This window comes from Microbulbifer sp. MKSA007 (assembly GCA_032615215.1).
Classification (GTDB): domain Bacteria; phylum Pseudomonadota; class Gammaproteobacteria; order Pseudomonadales; family Cellvibrionaceae; genus Microbulbifer.
Map to the genome: position 1 here is coordinate 5,158,407 of CP128433.1, position 19,820 is coordinate 5,178,226.

Below are 19,820 nucleotides of genomic sequence, written 5' to 3' on the forward strand. Positions count from 1 at the left end.
GCTTGCAGAGGTATCACGAAGTTATTCAGAGGCTCCTTAATTACTGGGAAATTGTTGTGCTAACAGGGCGCGAATCCACTTGTGCAAAGGGTCCTGACTGCTGCGGGTATGCCAGGCGGCAATTACATCAAATCCCGGGGGCTGTTCGACAATAGGCAGTGTTTTTAGTCGGGGATCAGGCAACAGTCGCGAGGGCAAAAAGGCAACGGTATTGGTAGAGGCAATGCACTCGGCTGCGGCGGCAAAAGAGGGGACAGACAGCACCACATTGCGCTCCAAACCAAACTGCTCAAACCAACTATCCGCCATGCCCCGCAGATCTCCCCTGGAAGGTGATACCACCAGCTGTGGCAATGCCGCCAACTCTTCCATTTCCAAAGGCTGATTGGCGCTGTGCAGCATATCGGTGTGCTGACAACATACACAGACGTAGTGCTCTCGATACAACAACATGCTGGGACTGTTATCCGGCACAAATCCCGGCGTGCTAAACACCAGATCCACTTCACCGGTTTGCAGTTGCTGGGCCATGCGATCAATCTCCAACTTAAGCACCACGACTTTTATATCTGGAGCCTGCTGACGCAGTTGGTTGAGGAGAACAGGCAATACCACCCGCTGCTCAAAGTCCGTTGCACTGATGGTAAAGATGCCCCGATGCTGTGCCGGATCAAATTCATCCGTACGCAGAAGCGCCGCGACATTATTCAGGATCTCATCCAATTTGGGAGCCAGGCGCTCGGCCAGGGGGGTGGGAATAACACCGTTGCTGGTGCGAATAAAAAGCCGGTCATCAAAGATTTCCCGCAGGCGTTTCAATTGTTCACTGACTGTTTGCTGGCTCACACCCAGCTGGTCAGCCACCCGGGATAAGTTCAGTTCCCGCAAGATAGCGTTCATTAAGCGAAGTTGACGTAACTCCAGCCTCTCCAGTGGGTTCGCCCGATGATTTCTGCTCAAACCTGTATCACTCACAACTGTTACTTGATTTTCATTGTATCCACGTAACCCTAGCATTGTGGGTAGATTGGCCCGTATGGCATCCACTTCGGTGGGGGGAGAGTTCACTATGCAAACCGCAGCCCGATCCTCCTTTCAGGATCAATTAGTTACAGCAATTATTCACTACGCTGATCCCAGTAGCGATCTGGTGTACGACAAGCGTTCAGAGGGCCCTGGGCCTGCCAATCTGGTCGAGAATGTTATTTCCCAGCAGGTTCACATCTACGATGGTCGCGCCTTGAAAACCGCCGGGGAGCGTTTTCGTCTCGATACCCAGGGATTTGAGCTGGTACGCCCTATGCTCGGCATAAACCTGCGCCAGCTGGATGATGCGCTACACGCGCTGGACCAACCCTCAGGGAGTAGCCCCAGCCCTGAGGAGCGCGACCAGTTGATTCGCACCCAATGGTATCCAGCTATTGAATCCTGGATAGGCGCTCACCTGGGTGCAGCAAAGGTACTGACCTTTGACCACACGTTACGAGCCCAACCATCGACTGATGCGACACCGGAGATGAGCCGCAGTCGCCGATCCCCGGTGAAATTGGTGCACAACGACTACACACCCTGGTCCGCAGAGCGCCAGCTAAAGGAAACCCTGGAGGCCCGGGGGTACAAGCCATCAGATTATCCGCGCTACCAGTTTATTAATCTCTGGCTACCCCTATTGCGCCCGGTGCAGGAGTCACCGTTGGCAATGGTGGACCTGCGCACTGTCGCCGCCAGTGATTTCCACAATATGCGATTAATTTACCCAGAGCGAAAAGGGCAGATTTCGGTGTTGAGTTTCAACCCGGTTCACCGCTGGATTTGGTTTAGCGACATGCAGCCCGGCGAAGGCATTTTACTGCGGGTCTTCGATAGCCAGCACCGAGGTGATGTAACCGGTGTTCCCCACTGCGCTTTCGACCTGCCGGGAAGTGCAGGGGCACCACGCAGAACCAGCCTGGAAATTCGCACTATTGTCCTGTTTGACCAATAACACCAACGCTTTTAAGAAAACACCCGGCCACTCAATAAAGTGGCCGGATTAAGTGAGACCCCATTATGGAAAATATACTTCGATCGATTGATCCACTAACCGGAGAGGCCATCGGATCGTTACCTGTCAGCAAGCCCCAAGATATTCAGGACATGGTGGAGAAAGCCCACAAAGCGCAGCGAGTGTGGTCGAGTAAATCTCTTCAGGAGCGGGTACTACTACTTCAGCAGGCTTACACAAAACTGAATGCGGAAGAGGGAGAGCTGGCACAACTTATCAGCCGTGAAATGGGCAAAGATGCCCGGCGTGCACAGTATGAAGCCGGCGGCGTAGTCCAAGGCGGTGCCTGGTTAGCGGGGGATGCCGGAGAGGCCCTGCGGGCAAAACGCAGTGGCGGTAGCGAAATTCAATATCGGCCACTGGGCGTTGTTGCGGTTATCTCCCCCTGGAACTATCCACTGGCCATGGCCAATAACCTGATTGTTCCCGCGCTGATCGCCGGCAACGCTGTGATTTTAAAACCTTCAGAAGAGTCGCCATTGGTCGCTGACTTATTGGTGAAAACACTCAATCAAACCCTGCCTCAGGACATTTTACAAATTGCTCACGGCGATGGCGCCACCGGTGAAGCCCTGGTGAAATCCCCCATCAATATGGTCGCCTTTACCGGATCGCGAACAACGGGCCAAAAAATTATGGCCAATGCCGCTCCGGCATTGAAACGCCTGGTTATGGAATTGGGTGGCAATGACCCGATGATCGTGTTGCAGAGCGCCAATATTCCCCAGGCTGCACAATTTGCCGTTGGCTCCAGTTTTGAGAATTCTGGCCAGATGTGCACCTCCACAGAGCGTATTTATGTGGACGAAAAAATTGCCGATAAATTCGAAAATGCCGTGGTGGCATTAGCGAAGCAATATCGTGTCGGCGGGTGGCAGGAGCCACAGGTGGATATCGGCCCCTTGGTTAATCACCGCCAACATCAAAAGGTAGTGGAGCATATCCACGATGCCCTGAATAAAGGCGCAAAGCTTCTTCTAGGGGAGCGCGATCCACAGGTGCCGTTTATTCCGCCCACAGTTATCAGCGGTATTCGACCGGGCATGCTGGTGGAAGATGATGAGACTTTTGGGCCTATCGTAGCCATCGACCGCTTTAGCTCAGTAGACGATGTGGTCGAGCGGGCCAATAACTCTGTTTACGGTCTCGGTGCGGTTGTGTTTGGTGAAAGCAAACAGGCCGAGCAAGTCGCCAGCCAGCTGCAAGCGGGAATGATTGGCATCAACCAGGGCGCCGGCGGGTCACCTTGGGTGGGCGCCAAGCAAAGTGGCTTTGGCTTCCACGGTGGAGCTGAAGGGCACCGGCAGTTTGCCCAAATTACCGTTTTAAACCGCTAAGTCTTTTAAAAGTTTTTCTATAGAAGTACAGCAGATGTCCACGACTGAAAGTATTGATACTGTCACCCACTTGGATGACTTTTTTGTTATCGCTCGCGAACCTGGAGCAGAACATCCGGCCCTACCTACCTGGGCTACTCGCAGTAAAAACCCGGCGGCCCTGGCCGAGCAAGCTCCGCAACCGGTTTCACGACGAGATATCGCCGAGGTACCCGGAGCCTTCCAATTGCTCAATGTCTTTTCAAAAGAGGAATGCCAACGGCTCATTGATATCACTGAAGCGGTGGGTTATTCACCGGATGCAGCCGTCTCCCTGCCCCGGGAGGTCCGCCATAACGACAACCTGACCTGGGTGGTTGACGAGGTTACAGAGCGGCTGATCTGGCAGCGATGCCGAGACCTGGCGCAGGACTTAAATGGTTACTTTGGTGGAAGAGAGGCTGTCGGCATCAATCGGCGTTTCCGCTTTTATCGCTATGGTGAGGGAGATTTCTTCCAGTTCCACACCGATGGCGCCTGGCCCGGTAGCCGCATTGACAACAACCAGTTGATCACCAATGGCTACCCCGATCGCTATAGTGAAATGACGTTTTTAGTACTGCTGAGTGAAGATTTTGAAGGTGGTGCAACCCGATTCAGGGTGAATGCAGATGACCCCCTAAAACAACCCAGCCGAGACTCTTTATTAGACATCGATGTCCGCACACCTGCCGGGGCCGTACTGTGCTTCCCTCATGGAATGCATCCCTTACACAGAATTCACAGCTCTACTCCAATCACCCGAGGAATCAAATATATTATTAGAACGGATATTCTCTTCCTGCAGGAATAACTTCTCCAAGACCTGTTAAAAGGGAAAAGATGCTTCGGCTCACATCGAAGTATTAAGTGCTCCAGGCGCTAGAATTTCATTTGATTTCTACCTTGGAGCACATTCAGTGAAATTGCTTAATTATCTGGATAAACACTTCCTGACCAAAGAACAGCTTATTCAGGCTACTCAAATCAGCGAACTACAATTGCAGCGCTACCAGGATGAGGGTGTTATGCCAAAGCCCTCTTATAAGCTTAATATTCAATGGGACTGTGAATCCTTTTTTGGACCCCACTCCGAAAAACAGGCAGTTGAGTACTTTGCAAAAGGCTACGCCAGCTGGATTGGTATCATAGAGGCTAAGCAAGACTTTAACTCTATTTATCAATGCTTTGCTAATCGATATATGGCTAAAATAGCTCAATTGCAAAATTTAAGATACGAATCCAGCAACCCAAAATTTTCATCCGGAATTTCTCAACATATCGAAGAGGAATGGCAACACTTTATTGAGGGGACTTATGGATTATGTACTCGCAGTGGCCTGCCAGAAGATATAGCAGCAAAGGAGCTGTCTAGCACAGAAATCAATGCACTTCTTGCTCAAGATAATTTAAACCAAAAACAAATACATCGGCTTAATCGTTATGTAGATCTTCTAGATGAAACCAGCGCATATTTTGCGCCTCACGAAAGAAGTATAAGTTCAAGGCAGAAGCTAATTGATACGCTGCGCAGGAAATATAATTTAGATTGCTCTGTATCAAAAAGTAAATAATTATCCAATTACGGGGATAGGATCATCGATATACTCAGTCGAAGTTGCCCGCAGCAAAGGGTGGGCTGTCAATATTTTCCCCGAGTACTCAATGGATGGTTTTAAGAAAGGGCTAAAATCTTCTGTCACCCCCGAACAATTTAACCAGGACGCTACAAAATCTGGGCGATTGGGCGCAATCATGGGAAGTGACTTTTCATGGTAGCGCTTAGTGGCTGGGTGGGAGTCCAAAGTAATGATTGAGCAACTGAGTAAATTTCCCCAGATTTTATACAAACCACAAAAGAAAAAAGGCTCACCATAACTGAATTCCACCGGGTGCTTGCCACCTTGGCTTTCCACCCAGGCTGTAGCGGGAATTAAGCAGCGGGACTTGCGATATTCCGGCCTGGAGTCCAGTTTTTTCCAATTACTGTTGATGGACCAGTATTTTTTATGGGGCCGCCAAGTATCACCATGCCTCTCAAGGTAGAGATGCCAAATGGCATTTTCTATTTCAGCAGCACCATTCCGTGTAGTTACAATAGACACCTGCTGGGTGGGCCTCCGGCGTCTACCGTAAATCATATGCCCGGCACCCCGAATACCATAAGTATCGAGAAAGCGTTCCATACCCGCATGACCACTGACATCAAAGACACTACACACCCAGAGCCTCCCACTTATCCGGCTGAACTGGTTTTTTCAGTATATTCGGACAGCCACCTTAAATTACTCTCGATCCCTCTCATCTGACACAAGGTTAACTCCAATTCCTTGCGCAAATCCACTCCCACAGCAACAGAAAACCGACGTACGTACTTTTCATAGTTCAAAATACTAATCGCGTACATAGGGCGGCTGTCATAACTGGACCTATAGCGGCAAATTCTTATGGGTTCATTATCAAAAACTATAACTCTGGGGCGCATAACAACTCACCTATAATACTGTACAAAAATACAGTATATCTTGAGAAAGTACAGATCTGTCAAGCCAATAGCGAACTGGCACCGCTGCCAACTTCCAAAGGCGCCGAATAGCTTTATCTAATGATGACACCAGCAAAACCTGGCGCGTAAATTAATAAAGATCACAATCAAATCTAGAATTCTTCTAAGAATTAGAAAACAGATTTCATTTGAATATTATCCAGGAAAGATTAAATCAATTTAAAATTCTATAAATTTTGCGAATAGCAAAATCGTGCAAACCACCTTTATTTAGAAATCCACTTCGCGAGACATCCTGATGAAAAAATGTAAATTTCACGTAACGATTATATTTTCTGGATTACTTATTCCACTTTCAGCAGTCGCCGTTGAATGTGGTGATACGATTACTTCACCAACCACACTGACAGAGGATCTTATTTGTGAAGTCACAGAGCCAGACCAGATAGTTTTGACCGTAGATGGCCCCACTGGAATTTTTGATATGGATGGTTATCAACTCACCTGTATTGATGAGAGCAATCAAGCAGACGCAGCAATACTTCTTACCGGAACTGGCGCGCAGGTATTTGATGGTTCGATCACCGGTTGTGGAAGAGGTATTGTTGCTGAAGGGGAGGGAGGGCATGTCATTTATTCTATGAACCTTACTGATATGTTTGGTGATTTAATTTATGTAGAAACTAATAATACAGTTATAAGAGATAACACCCTTTCTACAACTCAAAGTGGGGATGGTGTAGAGCTTAGGGGGAATTCAAATATAGTACTTAGAAATACCCTTACCAATATTGACAATTCAGGTATTGAATTAAGGGGAATGTTTAATAGTATAACTTTTAATAATATCAGTGGTAGCGGCAATCAGGGTATCGAGGTGAATGGACAGTTCACCAATGTATTTTCAAATATTGTTACCGATGGCTTAAATGATGGAATTGCCGTAGGGGAAGGCGATGAGGGAGATAAAGCTGACTTCTCTACAGTCTCAAACAATCTTGTAACCGGAAATGCCGGCCTAGGAATTCCAATTAGATTTACTTCAAGTACTCTCATCACTCAAAATACTGTCGAGGATAATGGCGAGGGAGGAATTGGTATATTTATCGAGGGTAGTGAATTTAACAAGATTGTTCGAAATACCTCTCTCAATAACTCACCTTACGATTTGGAAGATGATACCGATCCGGGCGATTGCAGCGGCACCAATACTTGGGTCTTTAACACGTTTACCGCAGCAGAACCTGCATGCCTGGATTAAAATATCTATTGAAAACAGTGGGTAGCGAAAATATAAAGTGTCTCGCTACCCATTGCTATCTACCTAACGATCACTAATTGGCCGCTATTTAATCTTAGAAGATCTCTCTTCATCCCTAAGCGTTAGCACTTCATAACCGTCACAAGTTACCAAAATCGTATGCTCCCATTGGGCCGATAGCTTTTTATCCTTAGTTACTACAGTCCAGCCATCTTTCTTGAGTTTGGTTTTACGATTTCCCTGATTGATCATGGGCTCAATGGTAAATGTCATTCCCTCCTGCAAAACTTCACCGGAACCAGGCCGCCCAAAGTGAAGAACCTGAGGTGCTTCATGCATTTCCCGGCCAATACCGTGGCCACAATATTCCCGTACGACACTGAAGCCGTTGCGCTCGGTATGGCGCTGGATTGCATTGCCGACATCACCAAAAGTAACTCCCGGCTTTACCGTGGCAATACCGGCCCACATAGCTTCATAGCAGGTGGTTACCAGTTTTCTGGCAATAGGGGTCACGGTACCGATGCTATACATTTTGCTGGAATCCGCAATATAGCCAGATTTCTCCAGGGTAATATCCACATTGATGATATCTCCCTCCCGCAGTAGCTGCTTATCACTGGGCATGCCGTGACAGACTACTTCGTTGACTGAGGTGTTCAGAGCGTAGGGATAATCATATTGCCCCTTGCTGGCGGGGCGGGCATTGAGTTCATTGACAATAAATTCTTCTACCCGCTCATTAATTTGCATTGTCGAGACCCCCGGTTCAATAAAGGCGTCCAGCATGGCAAATACACGACTCAACAATTGGCCCGATTGGCGCATTAACTCCTGCTCATCAGGAGTCTTTATTTTTATTTCACTCACGTATCAGCTCTTCCAGGGTTAATGCCTGATTGCGCAGCAACTTCTTACACAAGTCGCTGTAGCTTAATTCCGGGTTCAGCTCCGCCAGCATCCCAATCTTGATCCAGTACTCCGCCTGGGAATTAATTGAACGGGCCATCACCGTACTGGCCTTGCGAATCTCATCGTGTAGCTCATCGGATATCTTGACGATGCCCATAACCCTAACCTTGATATACTTTATATATAAATTGTATACGAAACATATAAAAGTGCACAATAGATAAACAGAATATTAATATGCAACTTATTGCATAGCTCGATAGGGGGCGCTATGGTTGAGGAATAAAAACAATAGTGGCGAGGCCATCATGACAGAGACCCCTGAGAAGAAGCGCAGTGCCCCAAAACCAAGCCGGCTGCGTATTGGTCGGCGCTATCGCCCGAGCCGCCTGGAAGGCAATTACGACGCCATTATCATCGGCTCAGGCATTGGCGGTCTGACTTGTGCTGCGATGCTCAGTGCCATGGGCAAGAAAGCACTTGTCCTTGAGCAACACTACACTGCCGGGGGATACACCCACGCCTATGACCGCAATGGTTATGAGTGGGATGTCGGCGTCCACTATATCGGCGATGTGGGCGAACACCCCACCATGACCCGCAAGATCTTCGACTTTATTTCCAATAACCAGTTGCACTGGGCGCCAATGGACAGCACCTATGACCGCATCTGTATTGGCGATAAACAATACGACCTGAAAGCCGGCCGCCAGCAATTTATCGATGAGTTGGTCAGCCACTTCCCCGATGAGCGCGCGAATATCGAGGAGTACCTGCAACGGCTGAATGTGGTTGCCAAAGCCATGCAGCGACTGGCAATGGAAAAAATGCTGCCCTCCTGGTGTGGGCCTTTTATTCGCCTGTGGAGAAAGCTGCGCGAACCCGCCTGGCTCAATAAAACCACCCGCGAAGTTCTCAGTGGAATCACCAGCAATGAAAAGCTGATCTCTGTGCTGACAGGGCAGTGGGGTGATAATGGCATGACCCCATCCGAGGGCAGCTTTATTATTCACGCCCTGATCGCCAAGCATTATCTCTATGGCGGTTACTATCCTGTCGGCGGCGCCAGTAAAATCTCCGAAACGATTATTCCCCAAATCCAGGCCAGTGGTGGAGATGTATTTACCTATGCCAAGGTGGAAACCATCCTGATGAATGGGGATCAGGTTCGCGGTGTAAGAATGTCCGACGGACATGAAATCGAAGCACCATTAGTTGTCTCCGGCGCAGGGGTATTTAATACCTTCGAGAAGCTGTTACCGCGCAGTACCAGTGAGCGCATGGGATATATCCGCGACCTGGACACCGTCAACCGCTCCATGTCTCACCTGTGTCTGTATATTGGCTTGGAAAAAACAGCGGAAGAATTAAACCTGCCCAAGACCAATTACTGGATCTATTCCAGCGATCAGTACGAAGAGGATATGCAGGCCTTTATCGACGATCAGGATAAGGAAATACCGCTAGTCTATATTTCGTTCCCGTCTGCGAAAGACCCCACCTTTACCCAGCGCTACCCGGGCCGCGCCACTATCGAAATTGTGGCACCGGCCAACTACGATTGGTTTGCCCAGTGGCACGACAAGCCTTGGGGCAAGCGAGGAGATGATTACGAGGACCTGAAGGAGGCATTTAGCCAGCGCCTGCTGGAGCATTTGTATAAGCACATGCCGCAGTTGCGTGGGGAAATTGATTACTACGAGCTTTCAACCCCGTTATCCACGGATTATTTCTGCTTCTACCCACGGGGAGAGATCTACGGACTGGATCACGATCCCAACCGCTTTGAGCAATCCTGGCTGAGACCCAAAAGCCGGGTCAAAGGGCTCTACCTTACAGGGCAGGATGTGATGAGCTGCGGCGTAGCCGGTGCAATGATCTCCGGTATGCTCACAGCGCAGAGTATTATTGGATTGCGTCAAACTGGAAAATTAATGAAGAAAATATTTTCCAACCAAGCCCCAAAGACGCCGGTAAATTCCAGTGAGGAACTGGGTAATGCCTCTAGCTGAGACACTACTCTAAGCGACTTCTTCGCCAGCAAACTGTTCGGGGTTAGCGCCTCGGCAGTTTGCTGGGAACACGATCAAAATTTAGTACCCGGATCATCAGGCGGCGGTTCTCCCGCTTGCCTTTCTCTGTCTCATTATCCGCAATCGGATCAGTATCGCCGTAGCCCTGGGCTTCCATACGGTCAGCGGAGACGCCTCGCTCTATTAGGAAATGCTTTACCCAATCCGCTCTGCGCTGGGACAGGCTGAGATTCTTCTTCGCATCGCCGCCACTGTCTGTATGCCCCTCAATGGAGATTCGCATCTCTGAAAAATCGCGCATGATCACCAGCAAGGCTTCCAGATCGGCAATGGTTTCTATGCGGGGGGCAAAACCGCCGGGATCGAACTCCAGGCGCAGGCGGAATGTGTCCCCGATGGACCGGTTATTTCCCCGTAAAAACCTCACCAGCTCATCGGCAAAGGGGGCCGCTGCTCGGGCAGTCTTCTCACTGTCACCTGACTGTATTCCATCGACAGGTTCGAGCGTATATTTCTTTGGGGATTCGGACTGGTCACAGCCCACCAGAGTAAAGGCCAATAAGAATAGGCAACTGGCAGACAAGAATTTACCCGCCATAGGTACAGCTTCCGGTTTCTCGACGTCAAATTCAGTGTAGAACAGCGAAAGCGCTGATCAACCGGAAGTCTCGGCCACTGTGGCCATTAAATAAAGTTGAGAACTGCCATCATGTCTGTGACTACCCGGGCACCCTGCTGTTCCAGCTGGGGACCCCTTACTGGATGGGCACTGTAGCCAACCACGCGCATACCTGCAGAGACGGCCGCAGAGACACCGGCAATGGAGTCCTCCACTACCAGACAGCGCTCCGGCGCCACCCCCATGGCATCTGCTGCGTGCAGGAATAGCTCTGGCCAGGGCTTGCCCCGGGATACATCGTCGGCACTAAAAATCCGCCCGTCGAAATAATCGTACAAACCGGTCTTATTCAGTGTCAGCTGCATTTTCTGGTGAGAGCCCGAGGAAGCCACGCAGCTGCGCAGACCCAGCTGTTGCAGTTGGTCGAGCAGGCCTTCAATACCCACAACCGGCTGTAATTCCTGCTGGAACGCCTCGCGGATACGCCGCTCCGTATTGCCAAAATAATTATCCGGTAGTGGTCCGCCAAAGCGCTTCTCGATTTCCACCAAGCAGTCCCTGGCCGGGCGACCGCTGAATTGCTCGTCCAGTTCCTCGGCGGTGGTCTGCAAGCCCAGGCGATTCATTTCTTCTGCCAATATGCGACAGACGATGCTCTCGCTGTCTACCAGCACACCATCACAGTCAAAAATAATTAAATCGGTAGAAGACATGGGAACCTACATCGTTAACGCGCAGAGAGCAGCATCAGGCCGAGGATGACACCGATGACGCCGCTAATACGCAGGAAATTTTCATTGCCACGGGAAATTTTAACCGCTAATTCTTTGCCCCGCTCAAAACCAATTTGCAGCATATAGGCACCACTCAATAGCACCAGTACGCCGAGGGCATTGAACAAAATATACCAGTGGCGAGTGTCTGCAATTAGTAAAAGGATCAGGCCAATAATAATTCGCGCCCAGGCGGAGAGGGCATAGCCGGTTTCGTTAAGCCGTTCGCTGAGGCTTTGGCCAGCTTCGGCTTGGCAATAATCGCCAGTGATAACACAACGATGACAATGCCCAACAACCAGATAAATGCTTTTATCATGCTCTTCTCTCCCTGAATACTCTCGCGGCCAATCCTTCAGTGACTTACAAATCACCCCATTGAAATTGCAATACCGACAATGCCGCTATCGGCGCTGTCTCAGTGCGCATCACCCTTGGTCCCAAACGCAGAGGCATAAAATCCTGCGCCAGTGCCGCATTGATTTCCACCTGCGATAGCCCGCCTTCTGGACCTACCAGTAGCAGGGCGGATTCCGGTGTACCGCGCTCCGCCTGCCATTGGCGCAGATCCAGCTCGGTGCGGTGATGCAGTACCAACTTGGCTTGGGGCTCAGCTTCAGCAGATTCACTCTGTAAATACTGCGCCAGCTTTATCGGTTCGGCAATCTCCGGCACCCGGTTGCGCTCACACTGCTCACAGGCACTGATAGCAATCTGACGCCAGTGACCCAGCTTTTTCTGTAAGCGGTCCCCGGACAGCTTCACTTCACAGCGTTCGGTGAACAGTGGCTGTATTGCCGCCACCCCCAACTCTGTAGCTTTCTGTATCACCCAATCGAAACGATCGCCACGGGAAATACCGATCGCCAGGGTCAGTGCCAACGGTGATTGGCGATCTTCTGCACAGTACCCTCTCGTGCGTGCGCGTGCGCGTTTACCGGTCTCAATCAACTCCGCCGTGTACTCACCACCATTGCCGTCAAAAAGAACTAATGGATGACCCGCATTCAGGCGAAGTACTTTTACCAGGTGACGGGAAGCCAGCTCATCCAGGTCTACTTCCTGATCGGAAGCCAGAGGCTGCTTGGAAAAAATACGCGGGATGCGCATGGGAGAATCCTATTCAAACACCATAAAAAAGCCGACAGGAATGTCGGCGTTTTGTTGGCAATTAGTTTAGGCATTTATACCCCATAGGCGCAATGGTGGAGACGATCCACCCTTGCGCCAGGTACTCGACGCTACACCGCCTCCAATGAGACCGGGGCATCCTCTTGCGCTGCGGCTTTACGCTTCGGACGTAACTTCTCAATCACTTTGTACAGGTTGGGGACCAGAATCAAAGTCACTGCCGTCGCAAAAAGAACACCGAATGCCAGGCTGATCACCATCGGGATCAGGAACTGGGCCTGGATTGAACGCTCAAACATAATCGGTACCAGACCGATAAAGGTAGTAATCGAGGTCAAGATAATCGGGCGGAAACGATCCCGGCCCGCGTGTACTACCGCATCCATCACCGCCATACCCTGAGCGCGCAGCTGATTAATACGATCCATCAATACCAGATTGTCGTTCACAACCACGCCCGCCGCTGCGAGGAAGCCGAGCATCGACATAATGCTGATGTTGTGCCCCATTAACAGATGACCAACTAAGGCACCGAAGAATCCAAAAGGTACAGCAGTGAGGATCAATAGCGGCTGAGAGTAGGAGCGAAAGGCAATCGCCAGCAATGCGTAAATAGCGAACAAAGACAGCACAAAGAAGGCCAGGATAGCGCCATTAAATTCCTCTTCTTCCTGCATTTCTCCTGCGGTTCTGAGAGAGAAGCCGGGGAACTGGCGCTCCAGTTCAGGTACCAGGGTCTCGCGCATATCCTTAAGGATATCCTGCGTGCTGGAAGTATTCGGTGTTATTTCAGCGGTTACCCGAACTGTGCGTTCGCGATCGTTGCGGCGAATCGTGGTGTAGCCTGGCACATAAACCGCATCAGCTACCGCTGAGAAGGGTACCTCCCCATCGTTGGTACGGATACGAATACGGTCCATCTGCTCTTCACTGGCGCGCTCCTCCATGGGGTAGCGAACCATTACGCGAACATCCTCACGACCACGTGGGATACGTTGAACCTCCTCACCATAGAAACCCTGGCGAACCTGCCTGGCCACATCTGACAGGTTAATGCCCATCGTGGTGGCGTAAGGCTTCAGCTGGATTTCAATATCGCGACGGGCACTGGTCAGGTTATCGCGCACATCATAAACACCGACATAACTATCCAGCTTTTCCTTAACTAGGTCAGCCGCAGCACGCAGTTCCTCCATATCCCCCGAGGCAGTGCTCAGGTTTAGACTCATACCATTGCCGCTATTGTTAATAGTGGCATCAATATTCATATCTTCGACACTAGCCGGCAGCTCGCCAATCAATTCGCGCCAACGCAGCGCCAAAGATTCAGAAGTAACATCACGCATCTCTCCATCGATGAGCTGCAAGGTTACATAGATGTTGCCTCGCCAATTGAAAACCAAGGAGTTCTCCAAGAAAGGCTCACCCTTGTTCTGCTCCAGCATTCCCTCATCAGATTCCAACTTATCAGCTGCGCTAAGTACCTGCTCCATTACCCGTTCAGCTTCACTGAAAGGCTCACCAGAGGCCATAGAAATTCGCAATTGCAATAAATCAGAGGGGACCTGGGGGGAGAATGAAGAGCCCACATAACCGCTCTGAAAAACAGCGATCGACAAACCAAGCGCCAACATAAAGCTCATTACTGTGGTGCGGCTATTGCTGAGGGACTTCTTCAGCAGCGGCAAGTAATACTTGTCGCCAGCAGTTTTCATAGTGCCGGCAAAACGCCCACGCACTTTCTGTAATTTAATTCCTAGTGTCGACTTGGCTGGCTTCTCAGGCTTCATGCCTACCAAGTGAGCCGGCAGGATTAACAGGGACTCTACCAGTGAAAACACCAGACACAGCAATACTACCACCGGCAAGGCCAGCATCATCTGTGCGGTGACACCGGGCAGGAACAGCATGGGAATAAAGAACACCATGGTGGAAGTCACGGCAAAAATTACCGGCGAAGCTACCTGCTTCACTCCTTGCTCGGCCGCAGCTAAGCCAGATTCACCTCTATCGTGGGCAGCATGCACGGCCTCTCCCACAATAATGGCGTCATCCACCACAATCCCGAGTATCAACAGGAAAGCGAACAGCGACAGCATATTCAGACTGACGCCGGTCACCGGCAACAGCCAGAAAGCACCAAGGAAAGCGACAACAATACCCACGGTTACCCACATGGCCAGTGCCGGGCGCAGGAACAGCATCAGCATGACAAACACCATGGCAAAACCGCTCAGGGCATTGGTAGTCAGCAGATTCATGCGGCCTTCAAATGCCTTGGAGAAGTCGAACCAGATATCCAGTTCCATACCCGGAGGCAATTGCTCGCGAGTCTCTTCTAGGAAATCTTTGATTCGCTCTGCCGTTTTTACCACATCCAGGGGCTCGCCCTGAATAATGCGGAGGTTCATGGCAGGATTGCCATTAAAGCGAATAACGTTGTTGTATTCCTCAAAGCCATCCCGTACTGTCGCTACATCACGCAGTAACAATACAGAGCCATCAGCACGGCTAACCACGGGGATGCGCTCAAAGTCTTCAGCGGTATAGGCTTGGCCTCGGGTTTGAACCTGGATATCACCGCGATCCGAGCGCACCATGCCGGCAGGCAAATCCAGGGAGGAGCGGCGCACCGCGTCGGCAACCTGGTTAAAGCTCAGGTTATAACGACGCAAATCCAGCTCGGAAACTTCAATAGATAACTCGTCTGGTCGATCACCCCAAACATCAACGCGGCGCACACCCGGAATCAAGTTGAGTTTGTCGCGTAGGTCAAGAGTGGTTTCCTTGAGCTGACGCTCGGAAACCGGACCGCCGATAGCAATCATCATTAATTCGGCATTAGCTTCGATCAAGCGAATAACAGGACGTTCAATACCATCCGGAAAGGTGCTGATACTGTCCACCTGCACCTTAATATCGTTGAGCAGTCGCAGTTCGTCGTAACCATCCATCGCCTGAACTTCAATAGAAGCATGGCCCCGCCGGGAAGCGGAGTTCACTTCCTTAATACCTTTTACTTCGGAGATTGCTTCCTCAACACGTACAGTTACCTGCTGCTCTACTTCAGCAGGACCGGCACCAGGATAGGAAATATCCACATCGACAATACCCAGCTGCACCGTTGGGAATACTTCCCGGTCGATACCAGATATACCAAAGAATCCGCCGATGATAATCATAATCATCAGCAGGTTTGCCGCCTTACTATTGCGCGCAAACCAAGGGATGATTCCGCTCATTACTTGCCTCCCTGGGAAGCATTGCTAACACCACCGGCATCACCAGCAGCGGATACTGTAGAGGGATCTGCTGAATCCTCAGGAAGACTCCCCAGGCCCGCTGGCCGCTCATTGAGGGGGTTAGCGGTAAGTACCATACCCTCACGGGAGTAGCCCAAGCTTGAAACAATCACTCGGTCACCCATAGCAATATCCCCGCGGAGCCAGATTCTGTCACCGATGGTTTGTAACAGCTCAACAGTTTTGTAGATCAGCTGGCTCTCGTCATTCAGAACCAACAAGTGATCTCCTTCATGTAGTGCCTGACGGGGCAGCTCCACAACATCATCAAAGGTTCTACCGGCAATATCTGCCTCAACAAACAGGCCATTCATCAGCGGTACATCCCCTTCATAGGGCTTCTGCACTTGGGCAACAGCAAAAATAAAGCGGCTGTTGGGATCGATACTCGCTTCGGTTCGCACCAGTTGTGCACGCCACTCGTGTTTACGTCCAGCGACAACAGCTCTCAGGCGCACAGCGGGGCCATTCTCAATAGTTTTACCCAGGGGAAGATCGAGCAGGGCCAGTTGCTGGTCAGTCAGAGGGAGGCGGACTTCAGCGATACCAGTGCTGTGAATTTTTGCCAGAGGAGTGCCGGGGGTAATGTACTGCCCCAGGTCGACAAAAGTCTCAACTACACGACCTGCAAAGGGGGCTTTGAGTGATGTGCGCTCCAAATCCAGCTTTGCCTGGTCGCGGTCAGCTCTCGCGGCTTCCACTGCAGCCTGGGCAGCTTCGAGATGGGGTTTGCGCAGGAACAGGGCATTGGCAGCTTCAGATCCCAGGTCACGCCACTCGCGCTTAGCTTGCTTGGCATGGCCCTGCTCCTGAGCAAGGGCGGACTTAGCATTTGCCAGTTGTGATTCCGCGCGAGTGACTTGGTAGCGATAGTCTGCTTGCTCGAGCTGCAATAAACGGGCGTCTTTATTGAAGAAGCCACCGGGAACAAATGCCTCATCGACGCTTTCGATCACACCGCCGACTCGCGCGATCACATCAATTTCATGGCGGGCATGAACGGTTCCCTGGCTGGGTACCAATAGTGTCTGGCGACGGGGTTCTATATAGAGAACATCGGCCATTGGCGGTACCACCACCTCTGGCGGTTTTTCCTCCGGCTTCGGTTTCAATACAACCACCGCAGCAATAACAGCCACCCCGACTAACAATACAATGAATAACAGCTTGTTTTTACTCGAGACTTTCACAGGTACCCTCTACCCCGTTCCCTGACCTGAATTGGTCAAATTTTAGTTAGTACGCATTCTACTGGAGTTCGACGCACATAAGAGGCAATTTGGATGCAGACTGCCGCACAAGTTTGTGCCCTGCCGCAAACCTTCCTCGCTGCGCTCGGGTAACGCATAATGCCGACCCAAAATTACTCCTGTAAGGGCCCTCTCGTTTACCCGCCAAATACCACGGAAACTGAAAGGCTACTTACTGGTCCAACATCGCCCTTAACGGTACGAAATTTCCCGGAAAACGGATGTAAACATCAAATGCTGGATATCAACGTTCGCATCGCCGAAGAACTCAATGTCAGACCACAACAGGTTACCGCCGCAGTATCCCTGCTCGATGAAGGAGCCACAGTCCCATTTATTGCGCGCTACCGGAAAGAGGTGACAGGGGCCCTGGACGACACCCAGCTGCGCACCCTGGAAGATCGGCTGCGCTATCTGCGTGAACTGGAAGAGCGCCGCGCTGCCATCCTGAAAAGTATCGATGAGCAGGGCAAGCTTACTCCGGAGTTGTCACAACAAATCAACAGTGCTGACACCAAGAACCGCCTCGAAGACCTCTACCTCCCCTACAAACCCAAGCGCCGCACCAAAGGACAAATCGCCATCGAGGCTGGACTGGAGCCACTGGCCGATGCACTGACCAACAACCCCTCCCTCGACCCTGCAGCTGAAGCAGAGCAATACCTCAATACCGACAACGAAGACGCCTCCCTTCACATCAAAGACATCAAAGCCGCTCTGGATGGAGCCAAATTTATCCTGATGGAACGTTTTGCCGAAGACGCCGAGCTGCTGGGCAAGCTGCGTGAATTCCTCAAGCGCGACGGACAGGTGAAATCCAAACTGCTCGAAGGCAAAGAAGAGGAAGGGGCCAAGTTCCGCGACTATTTTGAATACGCCGAAGACTGGTCCAAGGTGCCCTCCCACCGCGCCCTGGCTATTTTCCGCGGCCGCAACGAAGGCGTACTCGCCATCAGCGTGGGCCTCGCCGAAGAAGAAGGGCTTCCCCAACCGCCAGCCACCCCTGCGAAGCCATGATTGCCCGCCATGTGGATATCACCGATGAAGGTCGTCCTGCAGACAAATGGCTTGGCGAAGTGGTGCGCTGGACCTGGCGAATCAAGCTGCTGACCGCACTGGAAACTGACCTGATGGGTGAGCTGCGCGAGAAAGCAGAAGAGGAGGCCATCAAGGTATTCTCCCGCAACCTGAAAGACCTGCTGCTAGCAGCTCCGGCCGGGCAAAAAGCCACCATCGGCCTGGACCCGGGCCTGCGCACCGGGGTCAAGGTCGCCGTGGTCGATGCCACTGGCAAGATACTCGATCACACCGCCATATTCCCCAACCCGCCACAGAATCGTCACCAGGAGTCTGCAGCAGTTATTGCCGCCCTGTGTAATAAATACAATGTGGGCCTGATCGCCATCGGTAACGGCACCGCCAGCCGTGAGACCGACAAATTTGTCGGGGAAACCATTAAACAATACAAGCTGACGGCTCAAAAAGTTGTGGTTAACGAAGCCGGTGCTTCCGTTTACTCCGCCTCTGAATTTGCTGCGCGGGAATTCCCAGATCTTGACGTGACTATCCGTGGAGCTATCTCCATCGCCCGCCGTTTGCAGGACCCGCTGGCAGAATTGGTGAAAATCGAGCCCAAATCCATTGGTGTTGGCCAGTATCAGCACGACGTTTCCCAGACTCAATTGGCTCGCTCATTGGACGCCGTGGTTGAGGACTGTGTAAACGGTGTCGGCGCTGAGCTGAACTCCGCCTCTGCACCGCTGCTGGCTCGGGTTTCCGGCCTGACTGCATCTATTGCCAACAATATTGTCAGCTACCGCGACCAGAACGGCGCTTTCAAAAATCGCAAGCAACTGATGGAAGTTCCGCGTTTAGGACCCAAGGCATTTGAACAGGCCGCCGGCTTCCTGCGTATTAATAACGGTGAAAATCCGCTGGACAAATCCGGTGTACACCCCGAGTCCTATATCGTGGTTAAACGCATTGCCGAAAAAAATAGCCGTGAAATTAACAGCCTTATCGGCGACTCCGGCTTTCTGCGCCGGCTGAATCCGGCAGACTATACCGACGAAAAATTCGGTGTACCTACCGTTACCGATATTATCGCCGAACTGGAAAAACCTGGCCGAGACCCGCGCCCGGAATTCCGCACGGCAAAATTTGAAGAGGGCGTAGAAGAAATAAAAGACCTACGCCCAGCAATGGTACTCGAGGGGACTGTCACCAACGTCACCAACTTCGGTGCTTTTGTGGATATCGGTGTTCACCAGGATGGCTTGGTACATATCTCTGCACTTTCAGAGAAGTTCGTTAAAGACCCTCACGAAGTCGTAAAAGCCGGTGATATTGTCAAAGTTAAAGTGATGGAAGTGGACGTTGCCCGCAAACGTATCGGCCTTTCCATGCGTTTATCTGACGAGCCCGGTGAGCAGGGTAGTGGCGGTATTAAAAAGGGTGACCAGCGCGAAAACCGCCAAGCCCAGCGCTACAACAAGCAGCAGGGCAACCGCTCCCAGAAAGGGGGCCAAGGCAATGGCCGTGGCAGCATGGGTGATATTTTGATGGCGGCGATGAAGAATAAAAAATAACCGATAAAAAGGGCGGCCAAATGGCCGCCCTTTTTATATCTCTCTG

The 19,820-nt window shown here is 51.1% G+C and carries 16 protein-coding genes and 1 pseudogene; 7 read left to right on the forward strand and 10 right to left on the reverse strand.

The window, feature by feature from the left end:
- Positions 1–36: 36 nt before the first annotated feature.
- On the reverse strand, positions 37–975 hold the full coding sequence (locus QT397_25945) for a LysR family transcriptional regulator (GenBank protein WNZ56232.1): 939 nt from the start codon (positions 973–975) through the stop codon (positions 37–39).
- Positions 976–1,069: 94 nt separating this feature from the next.
- Here QT397_25945 and QT397_25950 point away from each other — a divergent pair, with 94 nt between their 5' ends.
- The 4 genes from QT397_25950 to QT397_25965 all read left to right on the forward strand — a co-directional run bounded on the left by QT397_25950 (position 1,070) and on the right by QT397_25965 (position 4,973).
- Positions 1,070–1,984, forward strand: a complete 915-nt coding sequence (locus QT397_25950; GenBank protein ID WNZ56233.1) for a CmcJ/NvfI family oxidoreductase — start codon at positions 1,070–1,072, stop codon at positions 1,982–1,984.
- A 65-nt stretch (positions 1,985–2,049) separates the two neighbouring features.
- Entirely contained in the window at positions 2,050–3,381 is a 1,332-nt protein-coding gene (locus QT397_25955; GenBank protein WNZ56234.1) for an aldehyde dehydrogenase family protein, read from the forward strand.
- Positions 3,382–3,415: 34 nt separating this feature from the next.
- Entirely contained in the window at positions 3,416–4,213 is a 798-nt protein-coding gene (locus QT397_25960) for a 2OG-Fe(II) oxygenase (protein WNZ56235.1), read from the forward strand.
- Between the two features lie 106 nt (positions 4,214–4,319).
- On the forward strand, positions 4,320–4,973 hold the full coding sequence (locus QT397_25965; protein ID WNZ56236.1) for a DUF6058 family natural product biosynthesis protein: 654 nt from the start codon (positions 4,320–4,322) through the stop codon (positions 4,971–4,973).
- On the opposite strand, the gene QT397_25970 is transcribed toward QT397_25965, so the two are convergent.
- Positions 4,974–5,621, reverse strand: a complete 648-nt coding sequence (locus QT397_25970; protein WNZ56237.1) for an SOS response-associated peptidase family protein — start codon at positions 5,619–5,621, stop codon at positions 4,974–4,976.
- A 582-nt stretch (positions 5,622–6,203) separates the two neighbouring features.
- On the opposite strand from QT397_25970, the gene QT397_25975 reads away from it, so the two are divergent.
- Complete coding sequence (locus QT397_25975) at positions 6,204–7,166, forward strand: right-handed parallel beta-helix repeat-containing protein (GenBank protein WNZ56238.1); 963 nt, start codon at positions 6,204–6,206, stop codon at positions 7,164–7,166.
- A gap of 84 nt (positions 7,167–7,250) precedes the next feature.
- On the opposite strand, the gene map is transcribed toward QT397_25975, so the two are convergent.
- Positions 7,251–8,036: a type I methionyl aminopeptidase gene (map, locus tag QT397_25980; protein WNZ56239.1), complete on the reverse strand. Its 786-nt coding sequence runs from the start codon at positions 8,034–8,036 to the stop codon at positions 7,251–7,253.
- A complete protein-coding gene (locus QT397_25985; GenBank protein ID WNZ56240.1) occupies positions 8,029–8,235 on the reverse strand; it encodes a ParD-like family protein in 207 nt (68 codons plus the stop codon). The genes map and QT397_25985 overlap by 8 nt, the downstream gene beginning before the upstream one ends.
- A gap of 151 nt (positions 8,236–8,386) precedes the next feature.
- Here QT397_25985 and QT397_25990 point away from each other — a divergent pair, with 151 nt between their 5' ends.
- A complete protein-coding gene (locus QT397_25990; GenBank protein ID WNZ56241.1) occupies positions 8,387–10,090 on the forward strand; it encodes an NAD(P)/FAD-dependent oxidoreductase in 1,704 nt (567 codons plus the stop codon).
- Between the two features lie 43 nt (positions 10,091–10,133).
- On the opposite strand, the gene QT397_25995 is transcribed toward QT397_25990, so the two are convergent.
- The 6 genes from QT397_25995 to QT397_26020 all read right to left on the reverse strand — a co-directional run bounded on the left by QT397_25995 (position 10,134) and on the right by QT397_26020 (position 17,126).
- The gene (locus QT397_25995; GenBank protein WNZ56242.1) at positions 10,134–10,709 is read right to left on the reverse strand and encodes an OmpA family protein; all 576 of its coding nucleotides are present in this window, start codon (positions 10,707–10,709) and stop codon (positions 10,134–10,136) included.
- Between the two features lie 86 nt (positions 10,710–10,795).
- A complete protein-coding gene (locus tag QT397_26000) occupies positions 10,796–11,443 on the reverse strand; it encodes an HAD family hydrolase (GenBank protein ID WNZ56243.1) in 648 nt (215 codons plus the stop codon).
- Positions 11,444–11,457: 14 nt separating this feature from the next.
- Positions 11,458–11,877, reverse strand: coding sequence for a hypothetical protein (locus QT397_26005; GenBank protein WNZ56244.1), 420 nt, complete (start codon positions 11,875–11,877; stop codon positions 11,458–11,460).
- Positions 11,867–12,613: a 16S rRNA (uracil(1498)-N(3))-methyltransferase gene (locus QT397_26010; GenBank protein ID WNZ56245.1), complete on the reverse strand. Its 747-nt coding sequence runs from the start codon at positions 12,611–12,613 to the stop codon at positions 11,867–11,869. The genes QT397_26005 and QT397_26010 overlap by 11 nt, the downstream gene beginning before the upstream one ends.
- Before the next feature lie 131 nt (positions 12,614–12,744).
- A complete protein-coding gene (locus tag QT397_26015) occupies positions 12,745–15,876 on the reverse strand; it encodes an efflux RND transporter permease subunit (protein ID WNZ56246.1) in 3,132 nt (1,043 codons plus the stop codon).
- Positions 15,876–17,126 (reverse strand): efflux RND transporter periplasmic adaptor subunit, encoded by a 1,251-nt coding sequence (locus tag QT397_26020; protein ID WNZ56247.1) that lies wholly within the window; start codon positions 17,124–17,126, stop codon positions 15,876–15,878. The genes QT397_26015 and QT397_26020 overlap by 1 nt, the downstream gene beginning before the upstream one ends.
- Positions 17,127–17,420: 294 nt before the next feature.
- Between QT397_26020 and QT397_26025 the strand changes: the two are divergent.
- Positions 17,421–19,774: pseudogene (locus QT397_26025) on the forward strand (Tex family protein).
- Positions 19,775–19,820: the final 46 nt, after the last annotated feature.